12 protein-coding genes are annotated in these 14,747 nt (G+C 60.7%); 8 read left to right on the plus strand and 4 right to left on the minus strand.

The window, feature by feature from the left end; genetic code table 11:
* The first annotated feature begins 923 nt into the window (after positions 1-923).
* Positions 924-1,886 (plus strand): DMT family transporter, encoded by a 963-nt coding sequence (locus CEC48_RS17960; RefSeq protein WP_088424950.1) that lies wholly within the window; start codon positions 924-926, stop codon positions 1,884-1,886.
* On the opposite strand, the gene CEC48_RS17965 is transcribed toward CEC48_RS17960, so the two are convergent.
* Complete coding sequence (locus tag CEC48_RS17965; RefSeq protein ID WP_088424951.1) at positions 1,849-2,622, minus strand: AcvB/VirJ family lysyl-phosphatidylglycerol hydrolase; 774 nt, start codon at positions 2,620-2,622, stop codon at positions 1,849-1,851. The genes CEC48_RS17960 and CEC48_RS17965 overlap by 38 nt on opposite strands.
* A gap of 110 nt (positions 2,623-2,732) precedes the next feature.
* Positions 2,733-4,121: a class II fumarate hydratase gene (locus CEC48_RS17970; RefSeq protein ID WP_088424952.1), complete on the minus strand. Its 1,389-nt coding sequence runs from the start codon at positions 4,119-4,121 to the stop codon at positions 2,733-2,735.
* 193 nt (positions 4,122-4,314) lie between these two features.
* Between CEC48_RS17970 and CEC48_RS17975 the strand changes: the two genes are divergently transcribed.
* From CEC48_RS17975 to CEC48_RS18005, 7 genes are all read left to right on the plus strand, one after another.
* Positions 4,315-4,833, plus strand: coding sequence for a DUF2059 domain-containing protein (locus tag CEC48_RS17975; RefSeq protein WP_003216742.1), 519 nt, complete (start codon positions 4,315-4,317; stop codon positions 4,831-4,833).
* 6 nt (positions 4,834-4,839) lie between these two features.
* The gene (locus CEC48_RS17980; RefSeq protein ID WP_003216739.1) at positions 4,840-5,133 is read left to right on the plus strand and encodes a BolA family transcriptional regulator; all 294 of its coding nucleotides are present in this window, start codon (positions 4,840-4,842) and stop codon (positions 5,131-5,133) included.
* Positions 5,134-5,408: 275 nt separating this feature from the next.
* The gene (locus CEC48_RS17985) at positions 5,409-6,353 is read left to right on the plus strand and encodes a rhodanese-related sulfurtransferase (RefSeq protein WP_088424953.1); all 945 of its coding nucleotides are present in this window, start codon (positions 5,409-5,411) and stop codon (positions 6,351-6,353) included.
* A 3-nt stretch (positions 6,354-6,356) separates the two neighbouring features.
* Positions 6,357-6,992 carry a DsbA family protein gene (locus tag CEC48_RS17990; RefSeq protein ID WP_088424954.1) on the plus strand — a complete coding sequence of 212 codons (636 nt, stop codon included), beginning with the start codon at positions 6,357-6,359 and terminating at the stop codon, positions 6,990-6,992.
* Complete coding sequence (locus CEC48_RS17995; protein ID WP_088424955.1) at positions 6,985-8,805, plus strand: ABC transporter ATP-binding protein; 1,821 nt, start codon at positions 6,985-6,987, stop codon at positions 8,803-8,805. Before CEC48_RS17990 ends, CEC48_RS17995 begins: the two co-directional genes overlap by 8 nt.
* Positions 8,806-8,880: 75 nt before the next feature.
* Complete coding sequence (locus CEC48_RS18000; protein ID WP_088424956.1) at positions 8,881-11,343, plus strand: EAL domain-containing protein; 2,463 nt, start codon at positions 8,881-8,883, stop codon at positions 11,341-11,343.
* Between the two features lie 79 nt (positions 11,344-11,422).
* On the plus strand, positions 11,423-12,184 hold the full coding sequence (locus tag CEC48_RS18005) for a TenA family transcriptional regulator (protein ID WP_371917771.1): 762 nt from the start codon (positions 11,423-11,425) through the stop codon (positions 12,182-12,184).
* A gap of 36 nt (positions 12,185-12,220) precedes the next feature.
* Here the strand turns inward: CEC48_RS18005 and CEC48_RS18010 are convergent, their stop codons facing one another.
* Positions 12,221-13,147 carry a GGDEF domain-containing protein gene (locus CEC48_RS18010; RefSeq protein WP_088424958.1) on the minus strand — a complete coding sequence of 309 codons (927 nt, stop codon included), beginning with the start codon at positions 13,145-13,147 and terminating at the stop codon, positions 12,221-12,223.
* A gap of 169 nt (positions 13,148-13,316) precedes the next feature.
* Positions 13,317-14,591 carry an MFS transporter gene (locus tag CEC48_RS18015; protein ID WP_088424959.1) on the minus strand — a complete coding sequence of 425 codons (1,275 nt, stop codon included), beginning with the start codon at positions 14,589-14,591 and terminating at the stop codon, positions 13,317-13,319.
* Between the last annotated feature and the right edge of the window lie 156 nt (positions 14,592-14,747).

The raw sequence follows: 14,747 nt of genomic DNA on the forward strand, positions 1-14,747 counted from the left end.
TTATTACTGCCGGGCTGCCGGGCTAAGGCAACGAACTCTTTTTTCAGGCTCATGGCGTCTCTCGTGTTCCAGGGCATGATGGCTTTCCGGCGAAGTTGGCTCGCCGAAAAGTGTCCACCATGTCCCCGTACACCCGTCAACCATGTGTCCGGTCCATACAAAAAGCGGCAAAGTAACCAAAACGCTCTGCCCCGCCTGTCGGCGCCTCGCTTAGGCTCGGCGTGCCCTCACTCCGGCATTGCTCCGCGGGCCGCCGCGACGGCCCGTCCCTGGCCCGTCGCGGCTAAACCGGCGTCCTGCCGGTTTACCCGCTCCTCAATACCTACGTTCGGCCTCGGGCTGAATGGGGCAGTCAGATCAAGATCAACAGCAGATCAAGAACACAGCGGCCTACCGGCCGGCTTGAGTGTTAGAAGCAAGAGCCAGATCCAGAGCGAAAGCAGAACTGCTTTTATGTGGGAGCGGGCTTGCTCGCGAAAAACCTGAGGGCGCCGCGTTGAATCAGGATGCCAACGTCATCGTTAACGACCTTCGCGAGCAAGCCCCCACATTTTGACCGTGCCCGCTTTAGCTTTTGCTGTTGCTCTACAACACTCAAGCCGGCCGGTAGGCCGCTGTGCTGTTGCTTTTGGTCTTGATTTTGATCTTAGGCGCCCCGTTAAACCACGCTGGCCGAACGCAGGTAGTACGGGGCAGGGACGTCCCGTCGCGGCGGCCCGCTTCGTGCTACCGGAGCGAGGTGCCGAGTGGTGGGGCAAGAGCCTTTTGGTTACTTTTGGCTGGGCCGGCATTCCGGCTCCTTTCAAAAGTGACCGGCCGTAAGGGCGGAACCCATATCAAAAACACCCGAAAAAACGGATATACACCCACCCCCAGCATCCCCCTAGAATGCACCTCCTCCACCTCAGGCATTCGGGGCACACATGCACATCTCATCGGGCCGCTGGGTCTACGGTTTATCCCTGGCCCTGCTGACCGCGTTTCTCTGGGGCATCCTGCCGATCAAACTCAAGCAGGTCTTGCAGGTGATGGACCCAATTACCGTCACCTGGTTTCGCCTGGTCGTCTCCGGCAGTTGCCTGTTCGTCTACCTCGCCGCAGTCAGGCGCCTGCCCAGCTGGCAACAACTGGGCCCCCGAGGCGGCTGGCTGGTGGCAATCGCCGTGTGCGGCCTGATGGGCAACTACGTGCTCTACCTGGTCGGCCTGAACCTGCTAAGCCCCGGCACCGCGCAACTGGTGGTGCAGATGGGCCCGATCTTCCTGATGATCGCCAGTGTCTTCGTGTTCAAGGAACGCTTCAGCCTGGGCCAGGGCATGGGCCTGCTGGTGCTGATCGCCGGCTTCGGCCTGTTCTTCAACCAGCGCCTGACCGAACTCCTGACCTCCATGGGCACCTACACCGCCGGCGTACTGACGATTCTCCTGGCCACCACCATCTGGACCTTCTACGCCCTGGGCCAGAAGCAGTTATTGACCGTATGGAATTCGCTGCAGGTAATGATGGTGATCTACCTGTGCTGCGCCCTATTGCTCACACCGTGGGCGCACCCGATGCAAGCGCTGCAACTGAGCCCGCTGCAAGGCTGGCTGCTTCTGGCCTGCTGCTTCAACACCCTGATTGCCTACGGCGCATTCGCCGAAGCCCTGGCCCACTGGGAAGCCTCGCGCGTCAGCGCCACGCTGGCAATGACGCCATTGGTGACCTTTGTCGCAGTGGCGGTGGCCGCGTGGATGTGGCCCGACTACGTGCACGCCGAAGACATCAACGCCCTCGGCTACGGCGGGGCCGTGTTGGTGGTCTTGGGTTCCGCAACCGTGGCGTTGGCCCCATCGTTGTTCGCCGGGCTCAGGGCGCGGCGTGCGCGGTTGGATGCTGTTCAATAAGGCGCCGGGTCAATCCATCGAAGTCGCCGTTGAAATAGTGCCTGCCATTGCTTTCGGTCGTTGATATCCACGATGGAAATAACGGCTGGCTACACAGGCCATGGATATTTTCGGTGGTGTGGAAACAGGTGACGGGTAACCGCCCCTTCAGTTGGTCAAGCGCCGGGAATGGATCGTGATGGGTGACCGGCTGGCGCACATGGCGATAAGCCTGGGTGATCCGGTTGAGCCAACCCACGGTCATGTAGTTTTCCAGTTCAACCTCGAAAAACACATCCTGGGTAGGTTCCAGCAAGGTCAGTTGCGAGATACGCGCACGGTTTTCGGGCCTGAGCTGGTTGATGAGGGAGGGCAGCACATTGGCACCCAAGGAAAAGCCGATCAGCCAGACTCGGGGTGTGTTCCATTCCTTGCGGTAAACCGTGATCAGGTCGTCCAGTTGGGCGGCCGAGTCGGCCACAGGCTGCTCACGCCAGAAGTAGGCCAGGGTGCTGATACCCAGTACGCTGTAGCCACGCTGATTAAGGTTGCGGCTGACGTTCTGTTCCAGTGGGGCCCAGCCGCCATCCCCTGAATAGAAGATCACGAACTCGTCCATGGAGGCGGTGGCTGAGGGGGGCGGCAGAATGATCGGGAAGGGTTGCAATGCAGGGCTGTCAGCCGGATATCGCAACGCAAGCCCGATAAGGCAGGCCGCCAGCAGCAGGAAGTAGAAGAACAGGTAGCCGCGTTTCATGGATGTGTCGCCAGCACCGAGGTTTATTCATTAAACCTCGGGTTGGCAGGCCCATGTAACTGTGACAATTGACAGTAGACATGGGCCACAGAACACCTGTCGACTAACCTTTAGTGACCCGCTTCAAGCATGTTTTCCGGACGCACCCACTGGTCGAATTCTTCGTCCGTGAGGTAACCCAGCTTGAGCGCCGCTTCCCGTAGCGTCAGCCCTTCGGCATAGGCCTTCTTGGCAATCTCTGCCGACTTGTCGTAGCCGATGTGCGGGTTCAGCGCGGTCACCAGCATCAAGCCACGCTCAAGGTGTGCAGCCATTTGCTCGGCGTCGGGTTCAAGCCCTGCGATGCAATGCTCCTGGAAGTTGCGGCAACCATCGGCCAGCAGTCGGATCGACTCCAGCAGGTTGTGGATGATCACCGGCTTGTACACGTTCAACTGCAAATGCCCCTGGCTTGCCGCGAAACCGATGGTCACGTCGTTGCCCAGCACCTGGCAGGCCAGCATCGACAGGGCTTCGCATTGGGTCGGGTTGACCTTGCCAGGCATGATCGAGCTGCCCGGCTCATTCGCCGGCAGCTTGACCTCGGCCAGCCCGGCGCGGGGGCCGGAGCCCAGCAGGCGCAGGTCGTTGGCGATTTTCATCAGGGCCACGGCGAGGGTTTTCAGCGCGCCGTGCAAGGTGGTCAACGGCTCATGGCCGGACAGTGCGGCGAATTTGTTCGGCGCGGTCACAAACGGCAGGCCCGACAGCGCCGCCAACTCCGAGGCAATCGCCTCGCCAAAGCCGTGGGGCGAATTGAGCCCGGTGCCCACGGCGGTGCCGCCCTGGGCCAGTTCGCACACGGCGGGCAGGGCGCTGCGGATCGCGCGTTCGGCGTAATCCAGTTGCGCTATAAACGCTGACACTTCCTGGCCGAAGGTGATCGGCGTGGCGTCCATCATGTGGGTGCGGCCGGTTTTCACCAGCTTCATGTGCCGCGCCGACAATTCCGCCAGGCCTCCGGACAGTTCACGGACCGCCGGCAACAGCTTCTCGCTCACGGCCTGCACGGCGGCGATGCTCATGGCCGTGGGGAAGCAGTCGTTGGAACTTTGGGAGCGGTTCACGTGATCGTTGGGGTGCACCGGGCTCTTGCCACCACGGGGCTTGCCCGACAGTTCGTTGGCGCGGCCGGCGATCACTTCGTTGGCGTTCATGTTGCTCTGGGTGCCGCTGCCGGTCTGCCAGACAACGAGGGGAAATTGGTCGTCGTGTTCGCCTGCGAGCACTTCGTCGGCGGCCTGCTCGATCAGCCGGGCGATGTCGGCGGGCAGGTCGCCATTGCGGTCGTTGACCCGGGCCGCGGCCTTCTTGATCAGGGCCAGGGCGTGCAACACGGCGAGGGGCATGCGCTGGTCGCCAATGGCGAAGTTCACCAGCGAGCGTTGGGTCTGCGCACCCCAGTAAGCGTCATCCGGGACTTGCACTTCTCCCAGGCTGTCGGTTTCGATACGGCTCATCGGGCACACTCCTTCAGGTTCGTTTGCGCAGTTTAGGCCGTGATCGTCCGGTGGGGTTCCCTTAAAAGACTTTTCATCGGATTCAGCCCCGCAAAACCAGGCCCCATAAGGCGTGGGGTTGAGCCGCGGCGTTTTTTAGGCGCAGAATGGGCGCCCTTGGGGTCTTACCTCGCCTGCTAGAAAAGGAAACTCGATGACTCGTCTTCGTGCCATCTGTACCGCGGTTGCTCTGGTATGTGCCAGCGGCCAGGTTTTTGCCGATACCGCCAGCCACAACGCCAGTGCCGAAGCCTTCCTTACCCTGGCCCATGCCGACAAGCTGGGTACCCCGGTGTACATGCAAGTGCAGCAAATGTTCGCCCAGCGTTTCGAACAAACCAAGGCGCCTGCTTCCAAGCAAACCGTTCTGGACACCTACCAGGCCAAGGCCAACACCGCCCTGGACCAGGCCATTGGCTGGAACAAGCTCAAGCCGGACATGATCAAGCTCTACACCGACAACTTCAGCGAATCCGAGCTCAAGGACCTGGTTGCGTTCTACCAGTCGCCGCTGGGCAAGAAAGTCCTGGAAAAAATGCCTCAGCTGACCCAACAATCGGCCCAGATGACCCAGGCCAAGCTGGAAAGCGCGGTACCTGTGGTGAACAAGCTGCTTGAAGACATGACCAACGAGCTGACGCCAAAAGCCCCGGCCCCGGCCAAGAAGAAGTAAACAGGAATGACCATGCAACAGCGTATCGAATCGGCACTCGTCGCCCTGAGCCCGGAACACTTGAGCGTGCTGGATGAAAGCCATATGCACAGCCGTGGGTTGCAGACCCACTTCAAGGCCGTGCTGGTCAGCCAGCAGTTCGAGGGGCTCAATCGCGTCAAGCGCCACCAGAAGGTCTACGCCACGCTGGGTGACCTGATGAGCGAATTCCATGCGTTGGCGCTGCATACCTACACGCCTGAAGAATGGGCGAAAATCGACGCAGCCCCGGCCTCGCCGACCTGCGCCGGCGGTCACTAGCACTGTGGCACATTGGCTTGATGTGGCGAGGGAGCTTGCTCCCGCTGGGCTGCGCAGCAGCCCTGATGCCAATCACCGCGATTTTTCTGAAAGATTGCAACTGCCTTGTTGGGGCCGCTTCGCAGCCCAGCGGGAGCAAGCTCCCTCGCCACAGTAAAGAGGCGGTCCATAAACGTCGCCAATTTTGCTAGAATCCGCAACGCGCCGCTTAGCCGGCGCGTTTTTTTTGCATCCGGTTCACCCTTTACGAGGGTAGCCACCTGGAGAGAACACCCATGACTCAACTGATTGTCGTGGCGGCACTGTATAAGTTCGTCACCCTCGAAGATTACGTCGCCCTGCGCGAGCCCCTGCTGCAGGCGATGGTCGACAACGGCATCAAAGGCACCTTGCTGATCGCCGAAGAAGGCATCAACGGCACCGTTTCCGGTAGCCGCGAAGGCATTGATGGCTTGATGGCCTGGCTCAAGAACGACCCACGCATGGACGACATCGACCACAAAGAGTCGTACTGCGACGAGCAGCCGTTCTACCGCACCAAGGTCAAACTCAAGAAAGAGATCGTGACCCTGGGCGTCGAAGGCGTCGACCCGAACAAAAAAGTCGGCACCTACGTCAACCCGCAAGACTGGAATGCGCTGATCAGCGACCCTGAAGTGCTGCTGATCGATACCCGCAACGACTACGAAGTGTCGATTGGCACGTTTGAGGGGGCCATTGACCCAAAAACGACGAGCTTCCGCGAGTTTCCGGACTACATCAAAGCCAACTTCGACCCGGCCAAACACAAGAAAGTCGCCATGTTCTGCACCGGCGGCATTCGTTGCGAAAAAGCGTCGAGCTATATGCTCAGCGAAGGGTTCGACGAGGTGTATCACCTCAAGGGCGGCATCCTGAAGTACCTCGAAGAGGTGCCGCAGGAAGAAACCAAGTGGCAGGGCGACTGCTTTGTGTTCGACAATCGCGTGACCGTGCGCCACGACTTGAGCGAAGGCGACTACGATCAATGTCATGCCTGCCGCACACCGGTCAGCGTAGAAGACCGTGCATCCGAACACTACGTGGCTGGCATCAGTTGCCCGCATTGCTGGGATAAGCTTTCCGAGAAGACCCGTCGCAGCGCGATCGACCGGCAGAAGCAGATTGAACTGGCCAAGGCCCGCAATATGCCGCACCCGATTGGCTACAACTACAAGCAAACCCCATCCTCCGAGGCCTGAGCCATGTCCGCGCGCCTGCTCTATGTAATGGATCCGATGTGTTCCTGGTGCTGGGGTTTCGCCCCGGTGGCCAAGGCGTTGGTTGAGCAGGCCCAGGCCGCAGGCGTGGAGCTGCACCTGGTGGTGGGCGGCTTGCGCACCGGCAGTGGCGCGGCGCTGGAGCCGACCACCCGACGCTACATTCTTGAGCATTGGCAGGCCGTCACCGACGCCACTGGCCAGACGTTCAAGCTGGACGGTGCGTTGCCTGACGGTTTTGTGTACGACACCGAGCCGGCTTGCCGCGCTGTGGTCACGGCCCGCAGCCTGGCGCCGGATTGTGCGTGGAAACTGCTGGGCCTGATCCAGCAGGCGTTCTACGTCGAAGGTCGCGACGTGACCCGCGCCGACGTACTGGTGGAATTGGCCGAGACGGCCGGTGTGCCGCGTATCGAGTTTTCCGAAGCCTTTGACCGGGCCGACCAGCATGCGGCCACCGCGGCGGATTTTACCTGGGTTCAGGATTTGGGCATTGCCGGTTTCCCGACCCTGCTGGCTGAGCGCAATGGCCAGTTGGCGCTGCTGACCAACGGCTATCAGCCGCTGTCCGAGTTGTCGCCGCTGCTGAGTCGCTGGCTGGAGCGAGCTGCCTGTGCATGATCAGCCCGATCCCATCGAACAACCCAAGCGCGTCGACCGGCTGACCTGGGCGGAAGTCCGCCGCCTGGCCTTGCATCACAAGAAATCCCTGTGGATCGCCAATGGCGTCGCCGTGCTGGCGACCCTGTGCAGCGTGCCGATTCCGTTGCTGTTGCCGTTGCTGGTGGACGAAGTGCTGCTGGGCCATGGCGACGCGGCACTGAAAGTGATGAACCACGCGCTGCCCTTGGGTTGGCAGAAAGCTGCGGGTTATATCGGCCTGATGCTGATGGTGACCTTGCTCCTGCGTTGCGGCGCCCTGGTGTTCAACGTGCTGCAGGCGCGGTTGTTTGCGCGTCTGGCCAAGGACATTGTCTATCGCATTCGCGTGCGGCTGATCGAGCGCCTCAAGCGCATTTCCCTCAGCGAATACGAAAGCCTGGGCAGCGGCACGGTGACCACGCATTTGGTCACTGACTTGGACACGGTGGACAAATTTGTCGGCGAAACCCTCAGCCGTTTCCTGGTGGCGATGCTGACCCTGGTGGGCACTTCGGGCATCCTGATGTGGATGCACTGGAAGCTGGCGCTGTTGATCCTGCTGTTCAACCCGCTGGTGATCTACGCCACGGTGCAATTGGGCAAGCGGGTCAAGCACCTGAAGAAGCTGGAAAACGACAGTACGTCGCGGTTTACCCAGGCCCTCACCGAAACCCTCGATGCGATCCAGGAAGTGCGCGCCGGCAACCGCCAGGGCTTTTTCCTCGGCCGCCTGGGCCAGCGTGCCCAGGAAGTGCGGGACTTTGCGGTCAATTCCCAGTGGAAAAGCGACGCCTCCAGCCGCGCCAGTGGCTTGCTGTTCCAGTTCGGTATCGACATCTTCCGCGCGGCGGCGATGCTGACGGTGCTGTTTTCCGACCTGTCCATCGGCCAGATGCTCGCGGTGTTCAGTTACCTGTGGTTCATGATCAGCCCGGTGGAACAACTGCTGAATCTGCAATATGCCTATTACGCGGCGGGCGGGGCGCTGACGCGGATCAACGAACTGCTGGCCCGCGCCGACGAGCCGCAATACGCGGGTGGCGCCGATCCGTTTACCGGGCGTGAGACCGTTGGCATCGAGGTTCGCGGCCTGAACTTCGGCTACGGCGAAGAGTTGGTGCTCGACCAACTGAACCTGAACATTGCCCCGGGTGAAAAAGTCGCGATTGTCGGCGCCAGCGGCGGCGGCAAAAGTACCCTGGTGCAGCTGTTGCTGGGGCTGTATACGCCGCAGGCCGGCAGCATCCGTTTTGGTGGTTTGACCCAGCAGGAAATCGGCCTGGAGACGATTCGCGAGAATGTCTCCGTGGTGCTGCAACACCCGGCGCTGTTCAACGACACGGTGCGCGCCAACCTGACCATGGGGCGTGAACGCAGTGACCAGGCGTGCTGGCAGGCGCTGGAAATTGCCCAGCTGGATGCGACCGTCAAGGCACTGCCATTGGGCCTGGACAGCGTGGTCGGGCGCTCCGGCGTACGCTTCTCCGGTGGCCAACGTCAGCGCCTGGCCATTGCACGGATGGTGCTGGCGGAGCCAAAAGTGGTAATACTCGACGAAGCCACCTCGGCCCTGGATGCGGCGACCGAATACAACCTGCATCAGGCGCTGGCGCGGTTTCTCAGTGGCCGTACCACCTTGATCATCGCCCACAGGCTGTCGGCAGTGAAACAGGCGGATCGGGTATTAGTGTTCGATGGCGGGCATATTGCCGAAGATGGCGACCATCAGCAGCTGATTGCCGACGGTGGCCTGTACGCCAAACTTTACGGACACTTGCAACAAGTGCGGTGATTTAGCCTACGCTGAGCTAGCAGGAGCGGTTTTCACTCGCGTGCGTATTTTAGTTGTGCATGTGCAAGGGACCTCATGAAGCAAAAGCAGACTCTCGGAACCCCTCGGTTATTGGGCATTGTGTGGCCTTTTATCGCCGTTGTACTGTTCCAGGCATTGTTAGGCTGCGTCAGTCTCTACGTGCTCTCAGCGGTGCGCGGCTACGTGGCGGGCGAAAGCCTGTGGTCCAAGGGCCAGAAAGACGCGATCTTTTACCTCACGCTGTACGCCGATAACCGCGACGAAGCCACCTTCCTCAAATACCAGAACGCGATTGCCGTACCTCAGGGCGGGCATGAGCTGCGGGTGGCTCTGGACCGCTCGACCCCGGACCTGACCGCGGCACGCCTGGGCATCCTCAAGGGCGGCAACCACCGTGACGACGTTTCCAGCCTGATCTGGCTGTATCTCAACTTTCGCCATTTCAGTTACCTGGAAAAGGCCATCGAACTGTGGACGGTGGGCGATGGCTACCTGGTGCAACTCGACGACCTGGCTCAGGAGATGCACGGGGCGATCCTGGCCAATCAGGTCAGCAGCGCCGACGTGCACGCCTGGAAGGAGCGGATTTTTGCCATCAATGACGGCGTGACCCCGGCCGCTAAAGCCTTCAGCGATGCCTTGGGTGAAGGCTCGCGGATGATTCTGCGCCTGCTGCTGGTGACCAACCTGGCCACGGCATTGGGCTTGATCGTGCTGGCGCTGTTGCGCACGCACAAGCTGCTGGCCCAGCGGCACGCGTTTGCCGACGCCTTGCAGTTGGAGAAGGAAAGGGCGCAGATCACCCTGGAGTCGATTGGCGACGGAGTGATCACCACCGACGTCGATGGCGCCATTGCGTATATGAACCCGGCTGCCGAAGCCCTGACCCACTGGAAAGCCGCCCAGGCCCAGGGGCTGCCGCTGGCGGCGCTGTTCAACCTGCTGGACGAAAACGCCCAGGCCGACGGTTTTACCCTGATCGAACGCATACTGGCCGGCCAGCTCGGCGGGGGCAGCGAGCATTCAAAGCTGATCCAGCGCCTGGATGGCACCACTGTGTCCGTCACCCTGGTGGGCGCGCCGATCCGCAGTGCCGGCAAAGTCAGCGGTGCGGTGCTGGTGCTGCACGACATGACCCAGGAACGCCAGTACATCGCCAACCTGTCCTGGCAGGCAACCCACGACGCCTTGACTGGCCTTGCCAACCGGCGCGAGTTTGAGTTCCGCCTGGAGCAGGTGCTGCATAACGTCGGGCGCCAGCAAGCTGGGCGCCATGCCTTGATGTTCCTCGACCTGGACCAGTTCAAACTGGTCAACGACACCTGCGGGCACGCCGCGGGGGATGAGCTGTTGCGGCATATCTGTGCGCTGTTGCAGTCGGACCTGCGTGAAGGCGACACCCTGGCCCGGCTGGGCGGCGACGAGTTCGGCATCCTGCTGGAAAATTGCCCGGCGCCGGTGGCGGAAAAAATCGCCGAAAGCCTGCGCCATACCGTGCAAAGCCTGCATTTTGTGTGGAAGGGCCGGCCGTTTGTCACCACCGTGAGCATTGGCCTGGTACACATCACCCAAGCCCCGACCACCCTGGAAACCTCGCTGAGGGCCGCCGACATGGCGTGCTACATGGCCAAGGAGAAGGGTCGCAACCGGGTTCAGGTGTATCACGCCGATGACTCGGAGTTGTCCCTGCGTTTTGGTGAGATGGCCTGGGTGCAGCGCCTGCATATGGCGCTGGAAGAGAACCGTTTTTGCCTGTACGCCCAGGAAATCGCGCCCCTGGGGCACACCGAGCACGGCGATGGGCACATCGAAATCCTGCTGCGCCTGCACGACGAGGCGGGGCGGATCATTTTGCCGGACAGTTTTATCCCGGCCGCCGAACGTTACGGGTTGATGACATCCCTGGACCGCTGGGTGGTGGAGAACGTATTCAAGATCGTCTCCAGCTGCATGCGCGAGCGCCCGGGCCGGCCCATGGCCATGTGTGCGATCAATCTTTCAGGCATTACCATCGGCGATGAAGACTTTCTCGGGTTCCTGCGTGAGCAATTCAGCGCTTATGGCATCCCGCCAGAAATGATTTGTTTTGAAATTACAGAAACCAGCGCTATCGCGAATTTGGGCAGTGCAATTCGTTTTATCAACGAGCTCAAAGAGTTAGGGTGCCATTTCTCGCTGGATGACTTCTGTGCCGGGATGTCCTCGTTCGCTTATCTTAAACATTTACCTGTAGACTTCTTGAAGATCGATGGAAGTTTCGTAAAGGATATGCTGGACGACCCGATTAACCGCGCTATGGTCGAAGTGATCAATCACATCGGTCATGTCATGGGTAAGCGCACAATTGCCGAATTTGTCGAGACACCCCAGATCGAACAAGCCTTGCTTGAGATCGGGGTCGACTACGCTCAGGGATACCTGATCGAGCGACCGCAGTTGTTTACCTTTGATAGTTTGCAGTGTCGACCTGTGCGACCGCAGCCTCTGTTATTCAAGGCGCCTGGCACGTTCCGATGAAACATTTGCTGGTCTGTACATATCACACATCAAAAGGAGCCCGACAGTGATCGACACATTCAACAGAACCGGCCCGCTTATGGAAGCCTCGAGTTACCCCGCCTGGGCGCAACAGCTGATCCAGGACTGTAGCGAGAGCAAGCGCCGCGTTGTCGAACACGAACTGTACCAGCGCATGCGCGATAACAAGCTCAGCGCCAAGACCATGCGCCACTACCTGATTGGTGGCTGGCCAGTGGTTGAACAGTTTGCCTTGTACATGGCACAGAACCTCACCAAGACCAAATTTGCCCGCCATCCTGGGGAGGACATGGCGCGCCGCTGGCTGATGCGCAATATTCGGGTGGAACTCAACCACGCCGATTATTGGGTGCATTGGTCCCGTGCCCATGGCGTCAGCCTGGAAGAGTTGCAGGCACAGGAAGTTCCGCCGGAGCTGCATGCACTGAGCCATTGGTGCTGGCACACCAGCTCGGCCGATTCGCTGATTGTCGCGATTGCCGCTACCAACTACGCCATCGAAGGGGCCACTGGGGAGTGGTCTGCCGTGGTGTGTTCCACGGGCGTGTATGCCGCGGCTTTCCCTGAGGAAGACCGCAAGCGCGCCATGAAGTGGCTGAAGATGCATGCCCAGTACGATGACGCTCACCCGTGGGAAGCGCTGGAAATCATCTGCACCCTGGCCGGCATGAACCCGATCAAGGAACTGCAGGTAGAGCTGCGTCAGGCGGTGTGCAAGAGCTACGACTACATGTACCTGTTCCTGGAACGCTGCATGCAGTTGGAAAAGTCGGTGACCACCACCCGCAAACAACCGGAACGGGTTGCCAGCGAGGCGTAAACGGTGTGATGGCGGGGCTACTGTGAAGTAAAGCGGTTACCCCGCCATTGCCAGGCGATTGCGGCCTTCGCGCTTAGCCACATACAAGGCGTTGTCCGCCCGTCGCAACACGCTCTCGGCGGACTCTCCCGCCAACAAGGTCGAGCAACCCAGGCTCACCGTCAATTCGATACGTTCATCATCCGCCCAATAATCCTGGGCCTGTGCCGCCTGGCGCAGGCGCTCACCGACCATCGACGCCGCATCCCGGCCGGTGTTGGACAGCAGGATCAAAAACTCTTCCCCGCCAAACCGAAACACCATGTCCACATTGCGCAGCTGGCCCTTGATCGAGGCGGCCACCGCTTTGAGCACCTTGTCGCCCGTGGCGTGGCCGTGGCTGTCGTTGATGTGTTTGAAGTGGTCGATGTCCAGCATCAACAAGGACAGCGGCTGCAGGTGCCGGCGGGCCATGTCGATTTCCCGTTGCAGGGTCTGGTCCATGGCGACGCGGTTACCGGTTTCGGTCAGCGGGTCGCGCAGGGCGCTGCGGGTCGCGGCGCGGTAGAGCAGAGCGTTGCGCATCGGGTAGAGCAGGGTGGCCAGCAGGGATTCCAGGTTGGCCAACTCATCTTCGAGAAAGCGTTGATTGCGCCGGAACACCAGCTCGCCGAGGTGCTCGCCGTCGTGGCTGAGGGCATAGCTCACCGAATGATGACCACGGTGGCCATATTCCAGGCGCAGGTCGCTGGCTTCGTGACGGTATTGCAGGGCGTCCAGCGGCACCAGGCGTTGGATCTCGCGGAAGAACAACGCAAGGATGTGCTCCGGCTCCAGGCTGGTTTGCAAGTGCATGCCCAGTTGCTGGCGAAGTTGGGCGACAGTGGCGGGGCGTCGCGGGAGTAAAGAAGGCTGACCAAAGCCCAGGCGTTGCAATTTGGCGCTGTCGAAGTCAATTGCGTTGGTCTGGGTCGGTGTTTTCATAAGCGAATGAGCCTCTAAGCACAAAACTGTCTTACAGGCTGGGTGAGAGCGTCTTACTGTTCCTTCAGTTCCGTAGGACTAACGTACAGTCTAGCCCCGTTTGCCGGAGGGTATAACTGCCGCACGTCTTATAGCCGGGGCCGCGTTGCCGATGGCCCCGGCGTGGGGCTTATTGTTTTTGCGGATCAAACTGCTTGTCGCGGATAAACAGCGCCGGGATCACCCCGCAGATAAAGTACGCGCCGCCCATCACCAAAAATCCTACGCCGATCGAGCCATGGGACGCCAGGAACCCAATGGCTGCCGGTGCCACCGCTGCGCCAATTCGGCCAATATTGTAGGCCCCGCCCACTGCCGAACCGCGAAACTTCGCTTCGAAGCTTTCAGTCATGTAGGTCGCGTTCACGCCGTAGGGAATGCCGTACAGGAAGCCGAACACAATCAGCATCCACAGGATGTTGTCGGGGCTCTGGAACAGCACGATCACCGGCAGGAAAATCGCCGTGCCCAGTGCACCGACTGCGAACACCAGGCGCCGGCCGAGGCGGTCTGCCGCGAGCCCTGCGAGGATCTTGCCGAAAATCATCGCCGCGTAGGTGCCGACCATGTAGCTGGTCATCGACTTGAAGTTCATCCCCAATTCGCCTTCCAGGTACGACGGCATCCAGTTGTTCACGCCGTAGTAGCCGAACTGCAGGAAGCCTGCGGTCAGCGCCCAGAGGATGAACATGCGGCTGGCTTTCGGGTCGCTGAAGATCAGCTTGAACATGCCGTCGGGCTTCTTCGCCGAGACGCGCTTGATGCCCTCGGCCTTTGCCCGGGCGCGCTCGGCCTGGGCCTTGACCCAGGCTTGCGGCTCCGGCACCAGGCGCTGCATCAGCACGGCGAGGATCACCGGGATGATCGCCACGTAGAACAACCAGCGCCAGCCGTGGTTGGGCAGGATCCAGCCGGCGAGCAAGGTGGCGACGATGTAACCCACCGACCACCCGGCCTGCAGGGTGCCGAGCACGGTGGTGCGGTAGCGGGTCGGCACGTACTCGGCCATCAGGGTGTTGCACGCGACATACAGCGCGCCCAAGCCGAGGGAGGCGAAAAAGCGTGTTCCGGCGAACTGCCAATAGCTGTGGGTCATGCCCAGAACTGCGGTGCCGGCGGAGAACAGCACGATGCTCCAGACCACGGTTTTCACCCGGCCAAAACGGTCACAGGCCCAGCCGCCGTAAATCCCACCGATGGCCATCCCGGCCAGGGTGAAACTGCCCAGGCTGCCGGCTTCGACGCTGGTCAGGCCGAACTCGGCCTTGAGGCTGCTGAGGCTGTAGGACAGCAGCATCAGGTCTGCGCCATCGATCAGCAGGCCGAGGAAGCAGAAGATGAAAACGATGATCCACAGGTTGTTTTTCGCGGGCGACAACGCGCCCGCCGAAGCGGCGACTTCCATAGCGATACCTTGTTGTAGTTGTTAGGGCACAAGTTATGGGTGTTGCGGTAATGCGGTTGGAACACGATCAAAATGTGGGAGCGGGCTTGCTCGCGAATGCGGTGTATCAGCCACTGGATGCATCGACTGACGCACCGCTTTCGCGAGCAAGCCCGC

This window comes from Pseudomonas sp. K2I15 (genome assembly GCF_002204795.1).
GTDB lineage: Bacteria > Pseudomonadota > Gammaproteobacteria > Pseudomonadales > Pseudomonadaceae > Aquipseudomonas.

Coding starts and splice junctions, on each gene's coding strand:
- CEC48_RS18000 (WP_088424956.1), top strand. CDS start 8,881: ATGAAGCAAAAGCAGACTCTCGGAACCCCTCGGTTATTGGGCATTGTG.
- CEC48_RS17980 (WP_003216739.1), top strand. CDS start 4,840: ATGACCATGCAACAGCGTATCGAATCGGCACTCGTCGCCCTGAGCCCG.
- CEC48_RS17975 (WP_003216742.1), top strand. CDS start 4,315: ATGACTCGTCTTCGTGCCATCTGTACCGCGGTTGCTCTGGTATGTGCC.
- CEC48_RS17965 (WP_088424951.1), bottom strand. CDS start 2,622: ATGAAACGCGGCTACCTGTTCTTCTACTTCCTGCTGCTGGCGGCCTGC.
- CEC48_RS18010 (WP_088424958.1), bottom strand. CDS start 13,147: ATGAAAACACCGACCCAGACCAACGCAATTGACTTCGACAGCGCCAAA.
- CEC48_RS17985 (WP_088424953.1), top strand. CDS start 5,409: ATGACTCAACTGATTGTCGTGGCGGCACTGTATAAGTTCGTCACCCTC.
- CEC48_RS18005 (WP_371917771.1), top strand. CDS start 11,423: ATGGAAGCCTCGAGTTACCCCGCCTGGGCGCAACAGCTGATCCAGGAC.
- CEC48_RS17990 (WP_088424954.1), top strand. CDS start 6,357: ATGTCCGCGCGCCTGCTCTATGTAATGGATCCGATGTGTTCCTGGTGC.
- CEC48_RS17970 (WP_088424952.1), bottom strand. CDS start 4,121: ATGAGCCGTATCGAAACCGACAGCCTGGGAGAAGTGCAAGTCCCGGAT.
- CEC48_RS17960 (WP_088424950.1), top strand. CDS start 924: ATGCACATCTCATCGGGCCGCTGGGTCTACGGTTTATCCCTGGCCCTG.
- CEC48_RS18015 (WP_088424959.1), bottom strand. CDS start 14,591: ATGGAAGTCGCCGCTTCGGCGGGCGCGTTGTCGCCCGCGAAAAACAAC.